Origin of the sequence: Ruegeria sp. ANG-S4 (assembly GCF_000814005.1) — a bacterium.
GTDB lineage: Bacteria > Pseudomonadota > Alphaproteobacteria > Rhodobacterales > Rhodobacteraceae > Ruegeria.
Genome location: NZ_JWLK01000002.1, coordinates 17,915 through 42,143, shown reverse-complemented (window position 1 = coordinate 42,143; position 24,229 = coordinate 17,915). Strand labels below are relative to the sequence as shown.

At 57.0% G+C, this 24,229-nt stretch carries 19 protein-coding genes; 7 read left to right on the top strand and 12 right to left on the bottom strand.

Going from position 1 to position 24,229, the window contains the following annotated elements; translation table 11 throughout:
- Positions 1-88: 88 nt before the first annotated feature.
- Positions 89-1,648: a winged helix-turn-helix domain-containing tetratricopeptide repeat protein gene (locus tag RA28_RS07805; RefSeq protein ID WP_052261359.1), complete on the bottom strand. Its 1,560-nt coding sequence runs from the start codon at positions 1,646-1,648 to the stop codon at positions 89-91.
- Positions 1,649-1,797: 149 nt separating this feature from the next.
- On the opposite strand from RA28_RS07805, the gene RA28_RS07800 reads away from it, so the two are divergent.
- Entirely contained in the window at positions 1,798-2,775 is a 978-nt protein-coding gene (locus RA28_RS07800; protein ID WP_039526376.1) for a homocysteine S-methyltransferase family protein, read from the top strand.
- Between the two features lie 289 nt (positions 2,776-3,064).
- Here the strand turns inward: RA28_RS07800 and RA28_RS07795 are convergent, their stop codons facing one another.
- Together RA28_RS07795 and RA28_RS07790 are read right to left on the bottom strand one after the other, a co-directional pair.
- Positions 3,065-4,186 (bottom strand): phosphatase PAP2 family protein, encoded by a 1,122-nt coding sequence (locus RA28_RS07795; RefSeq protein WP_039526374.1) that lies wholly within the window; start codon positions 4,184-4,186, stop codon positions 3,065-3,067.
- Between the two features lie 24 nt (positions 4,187-4,210).
- Positions 4,211-6,100: an adenylate/guanylate cyclase domain-containing protein gene (locus RA28_RS07790; protein ID WP_039526372.1), complete on the bottom strand. Its 1,890-nt coding sequence runs from the start codon at positions 6,098-6,100 to the stop codon at positions 4,211-4,213.
- 192 nt (positions 6,101-6,292) lie between these two features.
- Here RA28_RS07790 and RA28_RS07785 point away from each other — a divergent pair, with 192 nt between their 5' ends.
- Positions 6,293-7,681 (top strand): S8 family serine peptidase, encoded by a 1,389-nt coding sequence (locus RA28_RS07785; protein WP_039526368.1) that lies wholly within the window; start codon positions 6,293-6,295, stop codon positions 7,679-7,681.
- 51 nt (positions 7,682-7,732) lie between these two features.
- Here RA28_RS07785 and iolB read toward each other — a convergent pair whose 3' ends face one another.
- The 4 genes from iolB to nadA form a co-directional block, all read right to left on the bottom strand.
- Positions 7,733-8,539, bottom strand: coding sequence for a 5-deoxy-glucuronate isomerase (gene iolB / locus RA28_RS07780; protein ID WP_039526365.1), 807 nt, complete (start codon positions 8,537-8,539; stop codon positions 7,733-7,735).
- A gap of 74 nt (positions 8,540-8,613) precedes the next feature.
- Positions 8,614-9,462: a carboxylating nicotinate-nucleotide diphosphorylase gene (gene nadC, locus RA28_RS07775; protein ID WP_039526362.1), complete on the bottom strand. Its 849-nt coding sequence runs from the start codon at positions 9,460-9,462 to the stop codon at positions 8,614-8,616.
- Positions 9,459-11,024, bottom strand: coding sequence for an L-aspartate oxidase (locus tag RA28_RS07770; protein WP_039526360.1), 1,566 nt, complete (start codon positions 11,022-11,024; stop codon positions 9,459-9,461). Before RA28_RS07770 ends, nadC begins: the two co-directional genes overlap by 4 nt.
- Before the next feature lie 8 nt (positions 11,025-11,032).
- Positions 11,033-12,085 carry a quinolinate synthase NadA gene (gene nadA, locus RA28_RS07765; RefSeq protein ID WP_039526357.1) on the bottom strand — a complete coding sequence of 351 codons (1,053 nt, stop codon included), beginning with the start codon at positions 12,083-12,085 and terminating at the stop codon, positions 11,033-11,035.
- Positions 12,086-12,532: 447 nt separating this feature from the next.
- On the opposite strand from nadA, the gene RA28_RS07755 reads away from it, so the two are divergent.
- The 3 genes from RA28_RS07755 to RA28_RS07745 are packed head-to-tail and all read left to right on the top strand — an operon-like array spanning position 12,533 to position 15,632.
- Entirely contained in the window at positions 12,533-13,450 is a 918-nt protein-coding gene (locus tag RA28_RS07755; RefSeq protein ID WP_039526351.1) for a 3-keto-5-aminohexanoate cleavage protein, read from the top strand.
- Complete coding sequence (locus RA28_RS07750; protein ID WP_039526348.1) at positions 13,447-14,211, top strand: SDR family oxidoreductase; 765 nt, start codon at positions 13,447-13,449, stop codon at positions 14,209-14,211. The genes RA28_RS07755 and RA28_RS07750 overlap by 4 nt, the downstream gene beginning before the upstream one ends.
- Positions 14,208-15,632: a carnitine 3-dehydrogenase gene (locus tag RA28_RS07745; RefSeq protein WP_039526345.1), complete on the top strand. Its 1,425-nt coding sequence runs from the start codon at positions 14,208-14,210 to the stop codon at positions 15,630-15,632. Before RA28_RS07750 ends, RA28_RS07745 begins: the two co-directional genes overlap by 4 nt.
- 18 nt (positions 15,633-15,650) lie before the next feature.
- Here the strand turns inward: RA28_RS07745 and RA28_RS07740 are convergent, their stop codons facing one another.
- The 4 genes from RA28_RS07740 to RA28_RS07725 all read right to left on the bottom strand — a co-directional run bounded on the left by RA28_RS07740 (position 15,651) and on the right by RA28_RS07725 (position 20,809).
- Positions 15,651-17,144, bottom strand: coding sequence for an aldehyde dehydrogenase family protein (locus tag RA28_RS07740; RefSeq protein WP_039527639.1), 1,494 nt, complete (start codon positions 17,142-17,144; stop codon positions 15,651-15,653).
- A 99-nt stretch (positions 17,145-17,243) separates the two neighbouring features.
- Complete coding sequence (locus RA28_RS07735) at positions 17,244-18,101, bottom strand: hypothetical protein (RefSeq protein WP_039526342.1); 858 nt, start codon at positions 18,099-18,101, stop codon at positions 17,244-17,246.
- A gap of 9 nt (positions 18,102-18,110) precedes the next feature.
- The gene (locus tag RA28_RS07730) at positions 18,111-19,721 is read right to left on the bottom strand and encodes a thiamine pyrophosphate-dependent enzyme (protein ID WP_206539618.1); all 1,611 of its coding nucleotides are present in this window, start codon (positions 19,719-19,721) and stop codon (positions 18,111-18,113) included.
- The gene (locus tag RA28_RS07725) at positions 19,721-20,809 is read right to left on the bottom strand and encodes a pyridoxal phosphate-dependent aminotransferase (protein WP_152612040.1); all 1,089 of its coding nucleotides are present in this window, start codon (positions 20,807-20,809) and stop codon (positions 19,721-19,723) included. Before RA28_RS07725 ends, RA28_RS07730 begins: the two co-directional genes overlap by 1 nt.
- Between RA28_RS07725 and RA28_RS07720 the strand changes: the two genes are divergently transcribed.
- A complete protein-coding gene (locus RA28_RS07720) occupies positions 20,802-21,746 on the top strand; it encodes a helix-turn-helix transcriptional regulator (protein WP_152612039.1) in 945 nt (314 codons plus the stop codon). The genes RA28_RS07725 and RA28_RS07720 overlap by 8 nt on opposite strands.
- A gap of 113 nt (positions 21,747-21,859) precedes the next feature.
- Here the strand turns inward: RA28_RS07720 and RA28_RS07715 are convergent, their stop codons facing one another.
- On the bottom strand, positions 21,860-23,683 hold the full coding sequence (locus tag RA28_RS07715) for a BCCT family transporter (protein WP_039526337.1): 1,824 nt from the start codon (positions 23,681-23,683) through the stop codon (positions 21,860-21,862).
- Between the two features lie 14 nt (positions 23,684-23,697).
- On the opposite strand from RA28_RS07715, the gene RA28_RS22935 reads away from it, so the two are divergent.
- Positions 23,698-24,093 (top strand): hypothetical protein, encoded by a 396-nt coding sequence (locus RA28_RS22935; protein ID WP_206539617.1) that lies wholly within the window; start codon positions 23,698-23,700, stop codon positions 24,091-24,093.
- Positions 24,094-24,229 lie beyond the last annotated feature (136 nt).

Here is a 24,229-nt window from a genome sequence, read left to right as displayed (position 1 = left end):
GAACTTCTGTCGCAAACGCGCGAAAGTAACCGGCGGGTTTGCCTCGTTGCCGTGGCGCTTGTCCTTTGGCGTTGCGGACCAAAAAAGGTCAAAGCGCCAGTTCGGTCGCTGCGCGGGTCAACTGATGCCGAAAGCTGGTGCTGGAGGCGGGGACAAGCGCCAATACGTGTGCTGTGTCCAAGTTGGGATTTCTGCGACGTGCCTCGCTCACCCACCAGCGTGCTTTTTCAGGATTGCCATTCAACCAGTGGCTCATCCCGGCAAAAAAAGCCATTCCAGCATGCGACCACGGAGTTTTTGCTGCAATCTCGGCCCATTTCACCGCCGACGCATAATCCTCTCGCGCGATGTGAACCCACATTTTGTTCCCTGTCATGCCCGGTCGGAACGGATCGATTGGGCTCAGGTCAATGGCCCGGTTCGCGGTTTCAAAGGCTTCGTCGAATTCGCCCGTGAACACGCTGGCCCAGCTGGCGCCATAGTACCCCCACGTGTAGTTGGGGCAAGCGGTGACCGACTGTGCGAACCACTGTTTGCTGCCTTCGGGGTCATGATCCAGCCAATGACATCGTCCCATCATGAAGTTTGCAAACGGATCCCGCGGTTGCAGTGCCAGGCTTTGTTCGGCGAACCTGCGTGCGTTGTCGGCTTCGGTCGATATATCCGTCGCGTAGCGCATGAAGGCATTCTGGAAGCGAACAAATGCCATCCCGGCATGGGCGCGGGCCAGTTTCGGGTCCAGATCAATAGCCCGGCTGAACATTCGACGGGCATTTTCGTTGCCGGCATAGCTGAACTGGCTCATATGGGTGAACCCCATGTGCATCGCAGACCACGCATCAAGGTTTTCGGCATCGACAGGGCCAAGCGTTGCGGTTTCGTGCTGAGGTATCTCCAACTCGGCAACCATGATGACATTGGCCGCAATCTCTGCCCGTAGCGCGTGGATGTCATCAATACTTGCCGTCTTCCGCAACGCCCAAACGACCTGAGAGGTTCGGGTGTCCGACAACTCGGTATCGATCGTCACCCGGTTTCCCGTCAGATCCACAACGCCGGTCAGGCAATACCGCGCGTTCAGTATCTGGTTGATCTGCGCCAAATCAATTTGCGCGCCCCGAAATCGGAACGCCGAACCATGCGAGACCACTTTGATCCAACGAAGACTCGCAAGGGTCATGATCAGTTCACGAGGTATGGCTTCTTCCAAAGCCTCAAATCTGTCCATGTCCCCGTTTCTTTGAAACGGCAAAACAGCGATTGACGGCTGCGTGTCGGGCGCGTCGTTGTCGCTGGCGTCCTTTGGAGACTTGGGTTGATCGTCCACGTGGGGCCCAGCGCACAGCTTTGGATCGCCCACGAAGCGAAACCCGCGACCGCGCAGGGTGAGGATAAGTTCTGACGTCTGGCCAGTGGATGCCAAGTCGCGCCTAAGATCGCGAATGCGACTGGAAATGGCGTCATCGGACACGATCCGGCCCTGCCAGACTTTTTCGACGATTTCATCGCGGCTGACCACGCGATGTGCGTTTTCGACCAACAGGCAAAGCAGGTCAAAGACCTGCGGTTGAACATGCAAAGGACGCCCGTGGCATCTGAGTTCCCTGCACGCGCAATCCAGCAGAAAGGGTTCGAATGCATAAATCACGTCGACGGTCCGCTTTCCGAATTCCCTTCAATCAGCATAGCCAGATCGAGAATCCCCGCAATATCCCAGCAATATCCCGGCTTTCTCCCAGCAGGGCGGATCGGGCGAGACTACAACGCTCGGATCGAAATCAGTCCAAGGAGGCCAAAATGCATGATCCGAATTCAGCACCACGCCACAGCAAAGTCCCCATGATGGGCGACAGTTACTTCCTGTCCGACGGCGGGATTGAAACGACCCTTATTTTCCACGACGGCCTTGATCTGCCGCTGTTTGCAGCCTTCGTGCTGCTGGACACCGAAGAAGGCCGCGCCGCACTGGTCCGGTACTACGAAAGGCACATTGCCGTTGCCCGTGACCATAGGTTGGGCTTCGTACTTGAAAGTCCGACCTGGCGGTCCAGCCGCGATTGGGGACGGAAGCTGGGGTACGGTCCCGGCGACCTTGACCGAGTCAATGCCGAAGCAATCTATCTGATGCGAACACTTCGCAACCGCCACGCGGACACGGTATCGCCCTTGATCATCAGCGGTTGCGTGGGGCCACGGGGCGATGGGTATGTACCCGGCGAAATCATGACCGCGCATGCGGCCCGTGACTATCATGCACCGCAAGTTGCCGCGATGGCAGGCGCCGGCGCAGATATGATAACGGCAATCACGATGAACAACACGCCCGAGGCCACAGGGATCGTTCTTGCGGCAAGGGCGCAATCGATACCCGTTGTGATCGCATTCACTGTGGAAACGGATGGAAAGCTTGCCACCGGTCAGGCCTTGTCCGACGCAATCCGTGAGGTAGATGGCGCCAGCGACGGCTATCCAAGCTACTTCATGGTCAATTGCGCGCATCCAGATCACTTCAAGCACGTTTTGGGAAAGGATGACGATTGGGTGAACCGAATTGGCGGCGTTCGCGCCAATGCCTCACGGATGTCGCATGCCGAACTTGATGAGAGTGAGGTTTTGGACGATGGCAATCCCACCGAGTTGGGAGAAGATTACCGCACACTCATGGGTCTGCTGCCTAACTTGCGTGTCATGGGCGGGTGTTGCGGCACCGATCATCGTCACATCGACGCCATGGGCCGGGCATGCAAACACGTACACCCAGTTGCCGCGCAATAGCAAAACATTCTGCTACACATTGCGACAAACAATTGGGCGACAAACAATTGGCCACTCCGCACCCGCTGTACGGGGTGGCGCAGGAAACAAAACTCATTGATTTAGACTGAACGGATTTAACCATGACCCACAATCGCTTCCCATTCTGGCAGCGAATGCTCGGCGCCAAACCCTCTCACCGCCTGACAGATGTATCAGAACTCAGAGACCGAGACAGGCGCGACCTCGGTTTGCCGCCGAAATGTCGCGCATCGTTGTTGCTGAGCCTGCGGCCGTGAAGTGCACAGGGCTAGGCCAGATCGCTCCATTCGTTTCTGGCCCGGTCCAACAATGCGCCGTCGCCCAGATCCCCTATGGTGTTACATCTCTTCATGATGGGTACAGCGGCGTTGGCGAGCTGCTGTCCTGCGCGACTATCCGAAGGGTAATGCACACCTAAAACTTCGCGATTGCGCGAAATTCGCGTCGCCATGTCAAACAGGGCATTTCGCTTGAGATCACCAGTCGCCGGAGGGGCTTCTTTATGGGTCGTTTCCATCAGCTTGTTGTCATTGCTGTCCACCATGACTTCATTCAGGCAATAAGCGATACACCAAGCCTCGGTCGCATGGGCGCTGGGGTAAGAGGCATGCTGAGGGACATCTATTGGCGGTGCCAACCCGGGGTGCAATTGCGACGGTCGCGGCCGATCAAAGCCCTTTTTGAAACTGAAGGCCAGGAATTGCGCCACCACAAGTGCCATATGGCACAGTTGCACCGTGTACGGGTGCGACAGGTAGGTAAAGGGCAAGATACCCTGATAATAGCCAATGATCGTGCCGCGTTGTTGCAACGCTTCGGCCATTACCCCGTCGCGGTATTCAATCAGACCGATCAGCTCTTTCAGCTCATCCTGCAGTTTGAAATCTGCCGCGTCCAATTCCACCAATCCGTCCGTGGCATCGACGTCGTCGAACCGGGTTCCGGGTTCCGTCGAACCCGGAAACATCTGATTGACCGCCGGTGGGGGCAGTACCAAGCCAGTCCAGTCTGGCGCACCTGTCCCGTCTGCGGCGCTGGACAGCGACACAAATTCCGACAGGAACGCAATCGCGCGATTGCCGGGTGACCAATTTCGGAAACTGTCTTGGGAGAATGATCTGTAGATTGCGTGCAGATGCACCGGCTCGGACCCGCTGTAGCCGACCGGATGCGTAGGTGGCCATTGGTTGCCAGCCCACCACTGATCTTCGACATTCGTTCCGCCCTCGGGCTCGGTATGAGGTGAAATTCCCAGACTGAGGTAGCTGGGGCTGCCGCCGTATCCGGCATCCCCTCGCGCGTCACGGGCATCACGGGCATCCCTTGCATCGCGCGCATCCCGTGCGTCGCGGGCGTCAAATGGTCCAAATGATCCTGCTGATCCGGTCATAACAATCTCCTTTCAACAAAATAATCACTCCGGTGCGCCTGCCTGGCTCAGGCGGGCGCGAAAAAGGTCTGCGCGGGCGGGGTCGCTGTACAAACGGCGTGTGCCTTTGAAACTCGACATGCGAAACCCGGGCTCAAGCTCCATCAGGCGATTGACAGCGCTGCGGGCTTCATCGATTTGGTCAAGTGCAATGTGGGACACCGCAAGCGTTCGCAGCGCAGAGGTATATCGCGGGTTTTCCGCAAGCCCGCGCGACAACCACATCACGGCGCGCTCAAACTCGCCGGCATCATAACAAGTGATACCCAGAAAAACGTAATAAATGAAAAGGCGCTGATCGAGCGGCGACAAACGCAACGCACGTTCGGCCGCATGGATCGCTTCATCCGTTCGACCAAGGCTCGACAAGGTCACGCTGGACAGAAGCCACGCAATGGAGCTGTTGGGATTTGTTTCGCGCGCCCTGTCCAAATAGCTAATTGCCGTCTCAAAATCCCCGAACATATAGCCCTTGACGTGACCATATGTTGCAAGCGCCAGCGCATTCTGCTCGTCCAGGCCGATCGCCCGTTTGGCAAGGTTGATGGCTTCATTGGCGTCACGTTGCGGATCGTCCGACCACCCCTGCCCCACGCGCAAGCTGTGCCATCGTGCGGCCCAGGCGTAGGCAGACGAGAACCCGGGATCACCCATCATCGCACGCGATAGGTGTATCCGCGCCTCGTCGAAAGGCTGCCGTTCCAATCCGCCGATCTGATCCAGCGCTTTCAGATAGTCATCATAGGCCGTGTAAGATCCCGGCCATTTGCGCAGTGTCTTGCGCCGCTCGGCTGAATGCATCCCCGGCAGGAGATTCACCAAAGTGGATTCGACAATTTCATCCTGCACTGCAAAGACATCGACCGAGTCGAAATCCCGTCGCAAACTGGCCAGTTGCTGCCCGGAATCGGTATCCAGCAACTCAGTAGAAATGCGAATTCTGTCGCCTGATCTGCGCAAGGTACCGGTGATCACGTAGCGAACACCCAAAACTTCGCCCACCACACGAGGGTCAACCGCCTGACGCGCCAAAGACAGCGTTGACGAGCGTGAAATGACCATCAAATCCCGCTGACCGGATAACGAAACGACAATATCCTCGACGATGCCCGCGCACAGATACTCATCCTCGTCGCGACCGCCGATGTTTGCCAAAGGGATCACAGCGATCGTCGGCAAGGCCGGTTCGACTTTCTGTTTGTCCGTCGAAGGCCGCCCGTCGGTTATCAGCTCGTGGGCACCAATGCGGCCCTGCATCTTTCGCAGGTTCAACAAACCAATTGGACGGGTGACAAGTTCCGGCAAGCCGGAAATTTGCTCAGCCACGGCATCGGTCAGGATAACTCCGCCAACCGGGGCGTGCTCTTGCAATCTGGCTGCAACGTTCAGCCCATCACCCAACAGGTCATCGCCATCGCGAAGAACCGAACAATAATGCAAAGACACCCGCAACGAGAGACCCTGCCGGCGTTGTCTTGCTTTCATCTGCAACTCTGCGCTCCACCTGACGGCAGACACTGCATCGTCAAAAGTGGCCAGAATGCCGTCACCTGTCAGCTTGATCAATTGACCGTCAAAGTGCCGCAACAATGGCAAGACAACGTCGTCGCGCATATCGACCCAGCGATGAAAAGTTCCTTCTTCATCTGCACGCATCTGCGCGGAAAAACCGACCACGTCGATAAATGAGACACACAACATGCGTCGTTCGGTCTTTTCGGCGGGAACGCCGAGCAATCCGGATTGGGCATCAATGTCAGGAACTGAATGAGATTGCTCAGCCACGCCGGTCAAAACAGCACCCAAACCACCAGACGCACCTACGCGCCCGCCGACCGAGTCACTTGAAATATCAGAAGTCCCCCAACGACTCATTAAAACAACAACCTCAAAAGGTGCATTATGCGTCGATTCGCTATAAAGTCTAAGCATATGGTAGGCTGCGTCTGCATTTTCTCCAAACTTGGGCCAGCATTTTCGACGCCCCGATAGACGCGCTTCTTTGTTCAGCGAACGGTTCTTTGGGATTCTCCCCGAAAACCTTCGATCACATATTGGAGTTTGAGTATGGCCCTTGATCTGTTCCTTTTCGCCGAGAACAAAGACATGCTCCTTACGCTACTTGGCGCGGCAGACGTCGATCCCAACGATGTTTTGCCTGCGAGTACTCTGAGCGACAGGTCACAGACCAACAATCCGTGGACGCTGGTGGATGAAAAAGGCAATGAAGTCGAAGACCCGGACCCCGCCGGGGATCGTGGATTTTCAGTCTCGCTGCGGGAACTGGACGAAGCTACGAAAATTGAGGTGTTTCAGAAGATGCGCGGCACGGAACGCGCGGACAGGGCAATTGGAATAGAGATTAATCCAACGCGGCTGGATTCAGCACTGAGGGGACAACACTGGTGCAGCGGCGCGGGAAAAGGATACCAGTACGGCACCCGCGATCAGGCTGAGAGGCTGATAAACCTGTCCGCCCTCAAGTCTGCAGGCCTGACCGGTCACGGGGTCAACATCGTGGTGGTCGATCAAGGCATCAACAAGGATTACGTGGAGTCGCTTGGCGGCATCTATGCCGGCGGGATGAAAGCGAAGGCAGACGGCCAACTCAAAATACCCGGGGAAGGCAAGTTTCCGCATACCAACCTGCGAAAGCGACACGGTTCGATGCTTCTCAGATCAATCGTCAAGGCAGCCCCGAACGCCAGGATCTTTGACCTTCCGCTGCTGCCGAAACGCATCGACGATGTTGGGGAGTTTACGGTCTTGGCGGCTTTGGCAAAATTTCTTTTTGCGAAGAAACATGTACCGCCCAATGAGTCTTGGGTTTTTCTGAACGCCTGGGGGATAGTCAACCGATTTGGCGAGTCGATCCGCGGGGATTACACTAAAAATCCGTTCCACCCCCTGAACCTTCTTGTTTCCGGATTGGGACCTTTTCCGGGGTTGGGAGACAGAACCGACGTGGTGTTTGCCGCAGGCAACAATGGTCAGTTTTGTGCAGACCCGCGGGCGCCGGGTTATGACCGCTTGCCGGGCAACGCAATTTTCGGAGCCAATGCGCTGCCAGACGTGACTTCGGTCGGCGCGGTGCGTGCCGACGGTAAGTGGATCGGCATGTCGTCCCAGGGCCCCGGCGTTTTTGGGTTTGGCGACGAGCGCGACCATAAGCCGGACTTCGCAGCCCCCAGTTGGTTTGCGGAACCGCAGGACGCAGCGCTGCGCAGCGGCGGCACCTCTGCGGCTTCGGCAGTTGTTGCCGGTGCAATTGCTGCCCTGCGACAGGGCTGGCAAACCAACAAGGTTACGCCGAAACAGATGCGCGCTGCCCTGATCGACAGCGCGCGCAAAGTGGATCGCGGGGCATGGAACGCACGGACCGGGGCCGGGATCCTTGATCTGGATGCGGCAATAGAGATCCTGACCGAACGACACGGTCCGCCGCTCTTGAGCTGATCTGGTTCAAGGCGACCGACCCCAAAGAGGGGAAACGCCATACGCTGCGGCTCAGCCGTCCTTTTCCAGTATCCACGCCACCTCGGGCGCTGGTACAAACCGCCATTTGCGCAGCGGGCCTGCCATAACGTTCAGATAGTACATCTCGAACCCGTACGGCGCACCGCAGGGATGATGCCCCCGAGGCACCAACACAACGTCGCCATCCGACACGGCCATTGTTTCGTCCAGCTGACCGTCATCGGTATAGACTCGCTGAATTCCGAACCCATTGGCCGGATTCAACCGATGGTAATAAGTTTCTTCAAGATATGTGATTCGTGGGTAGTCGTCTTCGTCATGACGATGGCTTGGGTAGGACGACCAATGACCCGCTGGCGTAAAGACCTCGGTCACCAACAAACTATCGCAATAGTCTTCGGCCTCCATCGCGATATTGTTGATGCATCGTGTATTTGTACCGGTACCGCGTTCGGTCAGCGAAATTCCGTCCGGCCCGATCCGACGCGCCGGATGGCCACCTTTTCCGGGCGCGATACAAACCGCAATGGTGCAATCGGTTTCTGCAACCGCTGTCCATTCGTTGTCGTTGGGCACGTAAAGGCAGTGCGGTGGCGATTTTTCAAAGACGCTCATCCGCTCGCCCAGAACACCCCAATCCTGACCCGCTGCGGCGATCTTGGCTTTGCCTTCGACCATCACCAAAATCACCTCGGTTGCGCCCGTGGCTTCGCTTGCAATTTCCCCTGCGCGCAGGTGGTAAAGGCCAAAGCCAACGTATCGCCAGCCGGCGCTGGTCGGAGTTATGTCATGGACCTTGCCATGCGTGCCGAAGGGTTTTCTTAGAAGGTCCGCCATGATCTTGCTCGGGTTTGGATTGAAGTCTGCCTGATGAGGTCGCGTCTACCGTTCAGACAAAAGCCAAAAGAGGTTCAAAAGTCCAACCCAAAATCAATCGTTCGGTAGGAATGAGTCAACGCGCCGGACGAGATATAGTCCACACCCGTGGCCGCAATCGCGGCGACAGTCTGCCGGGTCACATTGCCCGACGCCTCGGTCACCAGTCGGCCCTGGACCATCTGCACCGCCTCGGTCAGAAGGTCCGGAGTCATGTTGTCCAACAGCACGACATCTGCACCCCCAACCTCAAGGACCTCGGCCAATTGGTCCAGATCATCGACTTCGATTTCGACCTTCATCATGTGCGACGCACGTGTCCTGGTCGCCTCCAGAACCTTGCGAACACCCCCTGCCGCTGCGATATGGTTGTCCTTGATCAAAATCGCATCAGACAGAGAGAAGCGGTGATTGAACCCGCCGCCATGCAGAACGGCCTGCTTTTCAACCAGGCGCAGACCGGGCGTCGTTTTTCGGGTGCAGGTTATCCGTGCGTGGGTGCCTTGGGTCTCGGCGACCAGATTGGCCGTTGCGGTTGCTACGCCGCTCAGCCGCCCGACAAAGTTCAGGGCAACCCGTTCTGCCGCAAGGATAGACGACGCGCGACCGCTGATTTCCATCAATGTGTCACCCTGCGCACAGCGTTCCCCATCCTGCAAATGCGCGTTGATCTGAAGCGCGGGATCGACAAGTCCAAAGGCAAGTCGGGCCACTTGCAAACCGGATATGACCGCGTCTTCGCGCGCGTTTATTCGGGCACAATAGGTCGTGTCTGGTGGGACCACGGTCTGTGAGGTTACATCGCCGTTTGCGCCCAGATCCTCCATCAGGGCCGAACGAACCAACGGTTCCAGGATCAGATCAGGCAGAGCAGGAGCGGTCATATCGCCTCCATTGAGGTTTTGTCACGGATCGTCAGAGCCTCTTTCAGAGTCATCATGGATCGTTTGCCCACACCGGGCGCAGAATGCGGAAAATCAGATCGATAATGCGCACCCCGGCTTTCTTCGCGCGCAAGCGCCGCAGCTGCAATCAACGTGGCGGTTGCGGTCATGTTCAGGAATGTCTCGGACCCTTTGTTTTCCGCTTCCAGCTCGTCAATGATCGTCAAAGCCCTGCGCAAGCCCGCACCGTCCCGAACAACGCCAACAAACCGGGTCATGGTGTCTCTCAACACACCCGCACGCGCGGGATCTTCATCGTGTTTGCTTTGTGGAAAGTTCAGGCTCAAAGCCGGTGCGTCACCTTGGGGAACTTCGGCGGAAATATCCTGCGCTGTGGCATGCGCGAAAACCAGTGCTTCCAGCAGCCCGTTTGAAGCCAGACGATTGGCCCCGTGCAAACCGGTCGAGGCAACTTCTCCGCAGGCCCACAATCCACGTAACGAGCTGCGCCCTGCCATATCCGTAGCCACGCCACCCATGTGATAATGTGCGGCCGCAGCGATTGGGATCGGTTGCGACACCGGATCAATCCCGTTGCGCCGACACGCCTTGGTCACTGCCGGGAATTGTGTCGCGATGTCGGCCCCAATTGCGGCTCGGGTATCAAGTGCGGGGCGCCTTCCGCTTTGGGTTTCAAGATACACGGCGCGGGCAACGACATCCCGCGGCGCAAGATCCGCGTCCGGGTGCAGGGGCTGCATGAAAGGGTGCCCTAACCCATTGACAAGAAAAGCGCCTTCGCCGCGCAAAGCCTCGGTCGCCAGCGGTGCGGGATCCTCACCGACATCAATGGCGGTCGGATGGAATTGCACGAATTCCGCGTCGGCGATCTGGGCTCCGGCGCGAGCTGCCATGCCAATCCCCTCCCCCTTTATGCGGGCTGGATTGGTGGTTAGCGAGAAAAGCCCCGCAGAGCCGCCCGTCGCCAGAACATATGCCGACCCCTGTAGCAGAAGCGGTTGTGCCTCAAGTGCATCAGACGGGGCGAGGAACACTCCTGTTACACGCGCACCGTCGCTTTGCAGACCTATCGCTTGCGCGCGCTCGATGACCTGAATGGCGGGCGTCCGACGCACGGCAGCGATCAGTGCGCGCATGATTTCCGCGCCAGCCTGATCTCCTTTGACGCGCACTACCCGAGCCGCTGAATGCGCGGCCTCGCGGGATTGAACAAAATCCCCATTCGCGGTTCGGTCAAAACCCGTGCCAAGACCGGATAAATCAAGGACATGATCCGGCGCGGCGCGGGTCACAAACTCTGCCACATCGCGCAGAACTGACCCGGCGCCTGCGCGTATCGTGTCATCCGCGTGCGCCTCTGCGCTGTCGGTCGGGTCTATTGCAGCCGCCACCCCACCTTGCGCCCATGCCGAGCTTGCCCCGAAACCCAGCGGTTCGGGCGAGAGTATGACAACCGGGCGCGGTGCGAGTTTCAAAGCAGTGTAAAGCGCTGCCAGACCAGCGCCGATGATGACCACGCGAGGGGTGGTGACAGCCTGCATCGGTTCGATCAGATGCCCAGTTTACGCGACAAATCAATCATCCGCTGTACCGACAGTCTTGCCTTGTCGGCAATGCCCGGATCGACTTCAACCTGACCTGTCATGGTATCGAGGGCGTAAAGGACTTTTTCCAGCGTGATTTTCTTCATGTAGGGGCACATATTGCAGGGGCCCACGAAATCGACTTCGGGCAGCGCGTCAGCAATATTCGATGCCATCGAGCATTCCGTTATCAACAAAGCCTTTTCGGGCTTTTCATCCGTGACGTATTTTATGATCCCGCTGGTCGAGCCGGAAAAGTCAGCCTCGGCCACCACATCGGGGGGGCATTCGGGGTGGGCGATCAACCGGGTACCGGGGTTCCATTCACGGAAATCGCGCAGATCACTGGCGCTGTATTGCTCGTGCACGATGCATGAGCCTTCCCACCAAACCACGTTCTTCTGCGGCACATCGCGCGCGACGTTCTGTGCCAGATACTGATCCGGGGTCATGATGACCGTGTGGTTTTCCTGTGCCGCAACAATCTGCGCTGCGTTGGATGAGGTGCAACAAATGTCCGACGCCGCTTTGACCTCGGCTGTTGTGTTCACATAAGACACCACCGGCGCGCCCGGATAGCGGCGGCGCATCTCCTCTATCCCCTCAGCGGTGATCGATTCCGCCAGCGAGCAGCCAGCCTCCATATCCGGCATCAGAACGGTCTTTTCAGGGCTTAGGATCTTTGATGTCTCAGCCATGAAATGCACGCCGCACTGCACGATGACATCCGCATCGACCTCGGTCGCCTTGATGGCAAGCTGCAGGCTGTCGCCACCGAAATCGGAAATCCCGTGATAGATTTCGGGTGTCATGTAATTGTGACCCAGGATAACCGCGTTACGCTCGGCCTTCAGGTCATTGATCGCTTTGACATAGGGCGCATAAACCGACCAATCGACGGGCGAGACCACGCGTGACATACGGTCATAGATATCGCTCATACTCGCCGCCAGCTCGGGCGACGGTTCCAGATCGTATTTTTCGGAAAGGTGCGCGCGCTGCGCCGGTAGGTCGAACACGGGATTGTTCTCTGCCTGTTGAACTTGTGACGCCCTTGTTATTGGGTTTGTTTCAGATTGACCACCACCCCGCCCTGAATGATGTTCCGGATTAACAATTTGTCGCGGAACAATCTGACTGAACCAATGCTCATGAGGCCGAACCGGGCAAGCTGTGTTCGCCGTTTAGCGCGTGCTTCGGGCAATCGGCGGGAAAATGACGCCAACGGTTTTTGGGATCAGTTGGCAGTTTTTGTGCCTTTTTTGACGACAAATGTGTCGAACCCGGCCGGCATTTGCGACTATCGTGGGCACAGACCGTCACCCGACGTCACCCAATTTTGCCCGGCGGAGGCGCGTTCTATCATAATGGATATTGATCTTCTCGGATTGTTCGTTTTTGCGCCCGGCGCCCATCCACCATGCACATACCACCCCGACCCACAACGCTGATCGAAGGATACACTCATGCCTCTCGCAATGAACCGCGACGTCTTTGTTACCTGCGCCATAACCGGATCCGGTGGGACGCAAGACAAATCCCCGCACGTCCCGCGGTCACCCGAGCAGATTGCAAATTCGGCGATCGACGCGGCCAAAGCGGGCGCTGCCGTCGTGCACTGCCACGTCCGCGACCCCGAAACAGGTGCGCCTTCGCGCGATCTGGGCCTGTACCGCGAAGTGACCGATCGTATCCGCGATGCCGAGGTCGATGTCGTACTGAACCTGACCGCTGGTATGGGTGGCGACATCGTTTTCGGATCAACCGAGAGCCCGCTGCCGGTCAACGAAGCCGGAACCGACATGATCGGGGCAACCGAGCGGATGGCGCATATCGCCGAGTGCCTTCCCGAGATCTGTACCCTGGACTGCGGCACCATGAACTTTGCCGAGGCTGACTATGTCATGACCAACACACCGGGCATGTTGCGCGCCATGGGTCAGATGATGACCGATCTGGGTGTAAAACCGGAAATCGAGGCCTTTGACACCGGCCATTTGTGGTTTGCCAAGCAGTTGGTGAAAGAGGGGATTCTGGAAAACAACGCGCTGGTGCAGCTTTGCATGGGAGTTCCCTGGGGTGCGCCGAACGACATCAATACCTTTATGGCGATGGTCAATAACGTGCCGTCCGACTGGACCTGGTCAGCGTTCTCGCTGGGTCGCGACCAGATGCCCTATGTCGCCCAATCCGTCCTGGCCGGCGGTAACGTTCGTGTCGGTCTGGAAGACAACCTTTTCCTCGAAAAGGGCGTTCTGGCCACCAACGCGCAGTTGGTCGAGCGGGCGGTAACAATCATCGAAAACATGGGCGCAAAGGTAATCGGACCAGACGCCGTGCGTGAAAAGCTTGGCCTGACCAAACGCGCACCCATCTCCAAATGAGCCAGCGCGTTCTTGTAACGGCAGGCGCAGCAGGCATCGGTCGCGTCATCGCCGAGCAGTTTCTGCGTGATGGAGCCCGGGTAGCGATTTGCGATGCCGATCCGGCCGCCGTCGATGCATTCGCAAAAGCCTACCCCGAAGCTATTGCCGCCGTTGCCGACGTAACTTCCAAGTCAGGGATGGACGCATTCCTGCACTCCATTGAGACGGAATGGGGCGGCATCGACGTCGTTTGCGCAAATGCGGGAACCGGTGGGCCTGCCGGTCCCATCGAAGAACTGAGTTATGACGACTGGCAAAACTGTATCGCCACCAACGTTCACGGCTCTTACCTGACATGCCGCTGGGCTGCGCGTCTGATGAAGGCGCAAAAAAGTGGCCTAATCGTCATGACCTCGTCAACGGCTGGCATCATGGGCTACCCGATGCGGTCGCCTTATGCAGCGGCAAAATGGGCTATCATCGGCTTGACCAAAACTCTGGCAATGGAACTGGGGCCATCTGGCATCCGCGTCAACGCGGTTTGTCCCGGAGCGGTCGAGGGCGAACGCATGGAGCGCGTCCTCGCGAATGAAGCCGCCGCTCATGGCGAAAGCATCGAGACCATGCGTGCGGCTTACGTGACCGGGGTGTCCATGAAAACATGGGTCACGGCTCAGGACGTGGCAAACAGCATTCGTTTTCTTGCCTCGGATGCAGGCAACAAGATTTCCGGACAGATCCTGTCCATTGATGGCCACACGGAGACACTTGCGCCATGACACAAAAAGCAACCATCGTCGGCGGCGGCGTCATTGGCGGCGGCTGGGTCGCCCGGTTTCTGTTAAACGGCTGGAACGTCTCCGTCTTTGATCCCGACCCCGAGGCAGAGCGCAAGATCGGCGAAGTTCTGGCCAATGCCCGCCGCGCCCTGCCTGCGCTCTATGACAAAGCGCTGCCTGCAGAGGGCCGTTTGACTTTTCACGATGACATGGGCGACGCCCTGACCGGGGCCGTTTGGGTTCAGGAAAGCGTGCCCGAGCGTCTGGCTCTCAAGCACAGCATCCATGCTCAGATCAGTGAACTCGCCCCGGCGGAGGCGATCATTGGATCGTCGACTTCCGGGTTCAAGCCGTCCGAACTGAACGAGAAAGGTGCGCGGGTCGTGGTCGCGCACCCATTCAACCCGGTTTATCTGCTGCCGTTGGTCGAGTTGGTTGGTCATCCGGGTATCTGCGCGCGAGCGTCAGACATTCTGCGTTCTGTCGGGATGTATCCGCTGACGGTACGCAAAGAGATTGACGCGCATATTGCCGATCGATTCCTTGAGGCGGTCTGGCGCGAGGCATTGTGGCTGGTCAAGGATGGAGTCGCCACAACCGAAGAAATCGACGAAGCGATCCGTATGGGGTTTGGCATCCGATGGGCACAGATGGGTCTGTTTGAAACCTATCGGATCGCCGGCGGCGAAGCGGGCATGAAGCATTTCATGGCGCAGTTCGGCCCAGCTCTGGAGTGGCCCTGGACAAAGTTGATGGATGTGCCCGAACTGACTGATGACTTGGTCGATCTGATCGCGGGTCAATCGGATGCGCAATCCGGTCACATGTCGATCCGCGAGCTTGAGCGTCTGCGCGACGACAACCTGATCGGAATGATGCGCGCTTTGAAGAAGACCAACAGCGGCGCAGGTGGTGTTTTGAATGCGCACGAGGCCGCGTTGCCTGATCCGCAGGGCGGCGAACTTCCCGTGACCGTCGATCGCAGCATTCCGCAAAGTTGGACCGACTACAACGGACATATGAACGAAGCGCATTACGTTGAGGTGTCCGCCCAGGCAACCGACCGCTTTATGGAGATGATTGGCGCGGACGCCGCATACGTGGCCGCGGGGAACAGCTATTTCACAGTCGAGAACTTTGTGCAGTACATGTCGGAACTGCACGCAGGCGATCGATTGACCGTGACGACCCAAGTTTTGCGCGGGGATGGGAAAAAGATGCACCTGTTCCATCGCTTGCACGGACAGGACGGCGAGGTTGCAGCAACGGTTGAAACGCTTTTGCTACATATGGATCTGAATGCCCGCAAAACCTCTTTGCCAACCGACGAGGTCGCGGCAAACCTCACGGCACATGCCGAAAATCATGCGCAATTGCCACAACCGGAGGGCGCCGGACGGTACATCGGCCAAAGAGGCTAGCCGGATAGGTTCATGGATTCAGATCTGAATCCATGTCGCCTTGAGATTTTCATACTTCTCCAGCGCATGCAGTGACTTATCCGCTCCGTTTCCCGATTGTCGCACGCCGGACAAGGGCGAGGTCACGTCCGACCCAGAGAAGCAATTTACATGCACCTGACCGGATTTAATGCGCCCCGCCATTCTGTGCGCTTTCGACAGGTTTGAAGTCCAGACAGCCGAAGACAGACCAAACACCGTTTCGTTGGCCATCTGAACAGCTTCCTCTTCGGTATCGAAAGCTCTGGCGGCCAAAACAGGACCAAAAACCTCGTTCTGAACAACGTCCATGTCGCGGGTCACATCCGTCAGGATCGTGGGCTGGTGGTAGAAACCACCACTTTCATGGTGGAGCACGGCCCCACCCGTGCTAAGTACCGCGCCTTGTTCAAGCGCCAACTGAACTGCGGCCGTCGTTTTCGTCAGCTGCGCGGAGTTGGCGAGGGCACCTGTGTTGTTTTCCAGCCGTAGCGGGTCGCCAACACTGAGCGCCTCGGCATGCCCACGCACGAGCTTCATGAAGTCGTCATAGACTGGTCGCTCGACCATCAAGCGGGACGCTGCAACGCAAACTTGCCCGTTGTTTCGAAAGATCGACGCGGCGGTTTGCGCGGCGGTGTCTTCAAGGTCCGGCGCATCCGCGAAAACGATATTTGGCGATTTCCCTCCCAACTCAAGGTAAATCCTTTTCAGGTTCGACCGGCCGGAATACTCCATCAGTTTGCGACCGACGTGACCGGAACCGGTGAACGCCAGAACATCCACATCCATGTGCAGGCCCAGCGCCTCACCTACGACCGATCCGCGACCCGTTACGACGTTAAGAACACCCGGCGGCAAACCGGCTTCATGCGCCAGTTCAGCGATCCGCAACGTCGAAAATGTCGCCTCTTCTGAGGGCTTGAGGACCACAGAGTTGCCTGCAGCCAGCGCTGGCGCCACTTTCCATGCCCCGATCATCAATGGGAAATTCCACGGAATGATCACTCCGACAACGCCCACGGGCTCTTTGCGGATCAACGACAGAACGTCTGGTCGTGTTGGCGTGATCTCTCCGTTCACCTTGTCAGTGGCTTCAGCATAGAATCGAATGGTCGCGGCCGCAGAAACAGGTTCGCCCTTCAAGGCCATTCGAATATCGGTTCCGTTGTCACGCGCACCCAGAACCGCTATTTCCAGCGCGTTGGCCTCGATCAGTTCGGCCCATTTCAGCAAAACCTTTTTGCGCATAACCGGCGCAAGCCCGGACCAGACACCACTTTCAAAGCTGTGCCGTGCGGCATCGACCGCTTTGTCTACGTCCGTATGGTCGCTGTCCGGAATGGAACCAAGAACGGCACCGTCTATCGGGCTGGTGACCTCCAGTTCCCTGCCGGTTGCAGCAGGTTCGAACGTACCGTCGATAATGTTGCACCCTTTGGGAATTTGAAGACTGCGCAGCGCGTCGATGTTCGACTGATCAAGTTGGGTCATGCCTTGGTTTACACCTATTCCAACAGTTTTCTTCGTCTGGGCATCATCGCCGTTGCGCTGGCCGTGCACGGCTGGCGATCTTTGGTCTGCTGCCGTCACTTAGTAGTCAAACCAGCCATCCACCGCTTTGTCCGCGGCTTCACCCGGAAATAGTTTCCGCAGACGCGCAAATGCGGCCGCGACATCATCTTCTGTCGCGCGTGTCTTCAGCACTGGGACAGGGCGTTCATAGGCCGATCCGGTTGTTGCAAAAACCCGGTCGATCGTCAGAAACTCGGTGTTGCGGAACCGACAGAGACGGCCAAAAACGGACCGCACGATTTCTTCCTCGTATCCGGCGTCCCGCGTCGCGTCGTCGCTAAGCCCTTCCCAGCGGTTGTACACCTTTCTCAGCGCAACCCAATTGGAATGCACGATGTAAGGCGGCGCATCCTTCTTCTCTTGCTCGTTGCGTGGATTGGAGAAAGTTTCGGCGCGAAATGCCTCGATCTTTTGTCGCAAAGCGTTCGTGGGTACAGGAACCAAGACGCAGGTCTCTGTCGAGGCCAACAGATCTTCGATAGCATCATCGTCCTTGCGAAGAAGTTCGATAAATCGCCCGCCGACGACCGGGAGTTCAATGACCAACAGGTGTTCGGCTTCGGAATGGGTCTGATCCCATTTTCGAATGCCATCGCGGACCCATAAACCGACAGCCTTGCGAATTCCCGGGTGGGTCAGGTTGTCGTGCTCGGGGTAAAGCCCAAGCCACTTTTCCGTTTCAAAGTCACGCCGTGCATCATCCCATTGTAACGTATGCACCGTTCTTCCCGCCTCATCGGCCAGGATCGTAAGCTGCTGGAACAGCAGGCTTTTGCCGGTGCTCGGCAACCCGGCGATCAGAACGATCCGACACCCGGTCGCGGAACGCAGCTGACGACCTATTTTTGTATCAGGCGGAATGATGCTGGCGCTCATGCTGACCCTCTAACGGAATTGATCGACGCTGGGCATTTCGTCGAAGGGAACTTCGATGACCGTCGGCGTGTGATCGGTCGCAAGGCCGCGTTTGATTGCACTGCGCAATTCCACGGCATTTGTCGCCCGCAACGCCTGTGCACCAAAGCTTTCGACCATGCGGCCGAAATCGGGGTTGACCAAATCGGTGGCGATTACACGTCCGCCGTAATTGTTTTTCTGCATCTGCTGGACATTGCCGAATTGGTTGTTGTTGAACAATACGGTAACCAGCGGGATTTTATGCTGAACGGCGGTCGCCAATTCCTGGACGCCAAACATAAAGCCACCGTCGCCCGTTATCGAAATGACCGGTACATTCGGGCGTGCAACCTTGACGCCCAAAGCGGTCGGAAAGCCATAACCCAATGTTCCCTGATAACCCGTCGAAATATAGGTGCGCGGGTCATAGACCGGATAGAGGATGCGGCTTGCAAACCCAACTTGCGTCAGTTCGTCAACAAAGACGCCGTCCTCGCCCAGTTCTTCACGAATAACGCGTAGGTAGGTTATCTGGGGCTCTAACACTGCTGACCGCCTGGCCCATGCCGCCTTGGCTTCCAAGAACTCATCCACGCGGGATGCACGCGGGGTGTTGTGAACTTCAAGCCGTTCTAACAGAAACGGAACCGCCGCCTCGGCACGCGACGTGATCGAGAGTTTGGGCTGCGCAAAAGTCTTATGGGTCTCGGGGTCTGTATCGATCCGGATGATATCCGGGTGATGAGCCTTGATCCATTTTCCCATCGGAACGCGCATGTTGCTGCCTATTGCCAGAACAACATCGGCCTTTTCCCAAAGGGGTTTTGCGGCAGGTAAGTGCAAAGAAAATGGGCTACGCGCGTCCACGATACCCATTCCGGTTCGATAGCCAACAACCGGGGCCTGCAATTCTTCGGCCAGCCGACGAATGGGCGCACTGGCATCCAGCGCCCCGCTGCCCACAAAAATCATCGGGTTTTGCGCCTGGCCCAGCAGTTCCGCCGCGCGTTCAAGTGCCGCTTCGTCCAAGGGCGGCAAATCGGGGGCCAATGGTTTTTGACCCGAGTAGACAACGCCCTTCGCGGCAAGAACATCCATCGGAATTTCCAGTGCAACCGGCCGCGGGCGACCGGAATCCAGCTGTCGAAACGCCTCATACATCAAACCCGGGATATCAGCTGGGTCGTTGGCACGCTCGGCCCACTTGGTCAGCGACTTCAGGATATCCAACTGACCTTCTATTTCATGCAACTCACCCATGCGGCGACCGATCTTGCCGGACGGGATCTGACCGGTAAGGCACATCACCTTGGCATTCAGCGCATAGGCCGTCGACAACGCAGCCGTGGCGTTCAATAGGCCCGGACCGGGGACAACGTTGAAAACGCTCTTGCCGCCCGTTGCCAGCGCCGCCCCCAGCGCCATGTACGCAGCACCCTGCTCGTGCCGCGTGTGAATGATCCGAAACTTCTCTTGGTGGTCATAAAACGCGTTGTACAACCAGTCGTTCTGGACGCCCGGCAAACCAAATACGGTATTAATACCAAGATTGTGCAGGGCAAGTACGGCGGCCTCGCCCCCTGTCATGGCTTGCATCATTATTGGCCTCCCAGAATGCCCGAGAGCGTTTCAAGCAACCTTGCGTTATCGTCCGGCGTGCCGATCGTAGCACGGATGTGTCGAGGCAAATGGAAAGCGGGACGGACCATAACGGCTTGTTCCAGCAAAGCTCGTGTCAGGCTGTCAGCATCCATGCCGTCCAGGCATTCAAACATTACGAAGTTGGCCTGACTGACCGTTGGCTTTAGGCCAAGAGCCTGCAGACCCTTGATCAGCACAGAACGCTCATCGTGGTTGTTGCGCACTGTCTTGTTGAGATGGCCGTCATCCTGCAAAGCTGCCATTGCAGCAGACATTGCAACCGCGTTGATATGAAATGGTCGTTTGAGCTGCTGAATCCGATTGGTCAGCGCGGGCGCCGCTATTCCATACCCGACGCGCAGTCCCGCCAAACCGTAAGCCTTCGAAAAACTATGCACGATGACGATATTGCGACCGTCCAGAACGTGACGGATTGCGTCCGGCAAGCCCTTTTCGGTGGCAAATTGAAAGTAGACCTCGTCGTAGATCAACGTCACATGATCGGGCAATCGGTCAAGAATGCCGGACAGGACATCTTCGCCAAACCAGGTCCCGGTCGGATTGTTGGGATTGCACAGATAGACCAATCGCGTTTCGGGGGTCACCGCCGCCAGAATGCCGTCTACGTCCACGGCAAAGGACCCGCCCTTCAAGGTAACGATATCAATGCCTGAATTTTTTTTCTTCAGGGACGCGGCATAGGCACCAAAGCAAGGGGGGGATATGATCGCTCGATTGTCGGCAACACCGCAGGCATCTTCGATAAGCGAAAGAACTTCGACTCCGCTGTTGGCAGCGAAGAAATGCGATGGGGTCAGGCCAAGCCCATGAAAACCGGCCAGTGCAGAACACAATGCCGCATCGTCGCGCGCAGGGTAAACACTGGCGGTTTCCAATGCGGCTTGTGCCGCAGCGATTGCCTTTGGTGACGGACCGAATGGGTTTTCATTCGATGATAAACGGGTAACCGGGTTTCCCCCTGTCAAATCCTTGACGTCCTCTACCGAAAGCCCGGCTTTGTATTCCAATCGCTCCACATTGGTCATCGTTTGGCGGCTTTCCTTTTTTGCTCGAATGGGTCGGGCTAGGGGAACGCCCGCCTGCACCCTACCGTCTTTGATCGCAGAAAGATGTCCCCTGTTGCGGGGGACACTAAAAATCCGGACAACGACCTACCGACACGACACGTTGCCAACCCAATCAATCCCACGCAACATGACTGGCATGACTCTCGAAAAATTCTTTAGCGGCGACGGAGCGCCGGAGTTCCTGAAAATTCTCTCTGCGTGTCTGAACTCTGTCGGAACGCCAGACTTCAATGCGCACTTTCTGGACATGATTGAACAGGTGATAAAAGCCGACCAATGCATGATTTTTTCTTACAGGCGGGATCGACCACAGTGCTATTTGTCCTTCAACGAGCGGCACAATCAAACTGCCAAGAACATGGCGCAAAAATACCTGCGGTTTGGTTATCTTCAGGACCCGTTGCGACCTGAAATCGAGGCCGTAAAGCAGCAAGGGACACTGCGCATCTTTGCGTTGCACGAATTCGCCGACCGCATGTCGCCTGAATTTCGCCGGGAGTTTTTTGAAAACACCGAAATCATTGACAAAATCACGGTCCTCGCCCGGGGAGACGCCGAAGTCATCGCCCTCAATTTCTATCGGTTCGCAGAAAACGGCCGCTTTTCCATCAGCGAGGACAATCTGCGCCGCGACTTCTGGACACTCGTTTCAAAGATCGTGCTTTTGCATTACTCGAACGAACAGTCGAAGCAGCTCAAGAGCCCTCTCAACTCGTTGTCAGCCCGCGAGAAGGAAATTTGTTCGGCCATTCTGAGGGGTCTTACAACAGATGCAATTGCGTGGGAGCTTGATGTCGCACCCAGCACAGTCACCACATACAGAAGACGCGCTTACCAAAAGCTAGGGATCAACTCCAAGTCAGCCCTTTTCGCGCTTTGCAATCAGGAGGTCTAGCGAGAGGTCTCAGCTTCCTGATTTGAAGGCAATCAAACAGGGGACTGCTATCCTGTATCACTCAAAAAAACGCGCCGCTCAGTCAAGTGCGGCGCGTCCTTGTTTGGTTTGAATTACTCGGCCGCCTGTGCCGCAGCAGAGTGTTTGTCGCGCTGACTGTCGCGATACAGCGCTTTGGCTAGCGCGACCATCATGAGGCCCATTACCATCGTGAACGGCAGCGCTCCGATAATCATCGCATTGCGAAGCGCATCCATCGGGTTGTTTTCGCCCGCCGCGAGGATCAGGGCGCCAATGACCGCCGTCAGGATCACACCCCAAATGATGCGGTGCTTGACCCCGGTTTCCTGGCTGCCACCCGACATGATGGTGTTCATAACCAGAATGCCCGAGTCGGCAGAGGTCACAAGGAAGGTCATGATCAGGATGACACACATGACGTTCAGCATGGACAGAAGTCCGCCATCGATCATGTAAGACAGGGTCACGAACAGCTTGTTGGTGTTTGACGCACCGATGATCGCACCTTCTGCCGCGCCTGCCAGTTCAAGATCGATCGCGGTACCACCAAGAACGGTCATCCAGGCAAAGCACACCAACGCCGGAGCAAAGACGCAACCCAGGATGAACTCGCGGACCGAGCGTCCCTTGGAGATGCGCGCAAGGAACAGACCTACGAAGGGCGAGAATGCAATCCACCAAGCCCAGTAGAACGTGGTCCAACCGGCCTGCCAACCGAACTGACGGCCCTGTTCACCTGCGGCATAGGCCGCCGTCAGGGTCGCTTCATCCAGTTCAGCCGCTGCACCTTCAAGACCGCTCTTGAACCCGTCAAAGCTGCCCCAGGCATTCGTCGCACCGCCGACCAGATCAGCCGCGTGCGCCTGTGCCTCCGCCGGCAATGCCGCAGTGAAGGCCTCCACTGACAACGGGCCATAGGCACTAAAGCTGAGCGACAGGAAGTGCAGGATATAGTCGACCATTGCCGTGCCATACGTGGTCATGGCGAAGACGAAAGAACCGAAGACAATGAACGTACCCAGCAGAATGATCGACAGGACAAGGTTCAGGTTCGACAGGTATTTGACCCCGCGGCCAACGCCCGACACAGCCGAAATGATCGACAAACCCATGATGACAACCAGACCCGAGATCAGGCCCACTTTGCTGGGCGTCGGAACTTCGCCACCCAGGTTCATCACCCAATCCATTCCGGTGATTGCATAAACACCGTCGATGAACTGGCTGACGCCATACCCGATGGTCACCGAAACACCCAAGATGGTCGCGACTACACCCAACACGTCAACCACATGACCCAGGAAACCATTCATCAGGCGTCCGAACAACGGCGTCAGAGCGGCGCGAATGGTCAGCGGCATGTTGCGCGTGTAGGCGTAATAGGCAAGCGACAAACCAGTTACCACGTAAATGGCCCAAGCGTGGAAACCATAGTGCAGATACGTAAATCGATACGCCGATTGCAACGCTTCAGGTGAGTTTCCTGCAACGTCGCCGGAAACAACCACAGGGTTTGATCCCCAAAGGCCCAGGGGTTCCGCAGTCGCAAACACCATCAGGCCGACACCGAGACCGGCGCCAAACATCATCGAGAACCACGAAAAATTCGAAAACTCGGGCTTTTCCCCCGGCGTGCCCATAATCCGCTTACCCGTGGACGGGATCAGCGCCACGATCGCAAGGAAGAAGAAGAAAAGACCGACGATGATCACATAAAAGCTGTTGAAACTCTCAAGCAGCTTGCCGTTCAGGCTGCCCAGAGTGCCGTTGGCGTTGGCCGGGAAAACAAGCGCCCACAGCACAAGTGCTACCATAATCGACTTACTGATCAATGCGATCGGAACGCTGTAGTTCTCGTAGAAACCGGCGTCCGCCGTTTCTATCTCGAGATCCGTAAATGGTTCGGGTACCGACATATTTGTCCTCCGTGATGTCAGTGTTTTTGGGTTGTGACTGCCAAACACAGTTTACCCATTATTTTTGTTATGCTTTTCCAGTTGTATTCAGCGCCTTCTGCTATGCGGCGCCTTCGGTAATCTCGTTCGCGGCACGGCTGAACCAATCCGCATGGTCCGGCGACGGCTTAGTCTTTTTGTCCCTGACGCGGCGCTTTTCTCAGCGTTTCCCTTTTTCAGCAATTTTGTCCCAAAGCGGCGTCGCGCAACGCATGAATCACTCTTTCTGTTGTCTGGGCGCGAACACCCCGGCAAAAGTTTGGGCGGTTGATTTCTTGGTCTGCCTCATTACAGCGTTGTCAAACTTGCGTACGGCCAGAACCGACATTCTCGTCAATTTTGACGACATCCCGCAGAAACCTGACTGTTGAACGTTATTTCTTCGCAACGACAGGTCGTCCACAACGGCAAAAAATCTAACACTCAGGTGAATCAAACTAATGTGAAAAAAACGCAGCCCGTTACCCGGACGCGCCTAAGCAGACTATCTTGATGCTTGTCGAACAA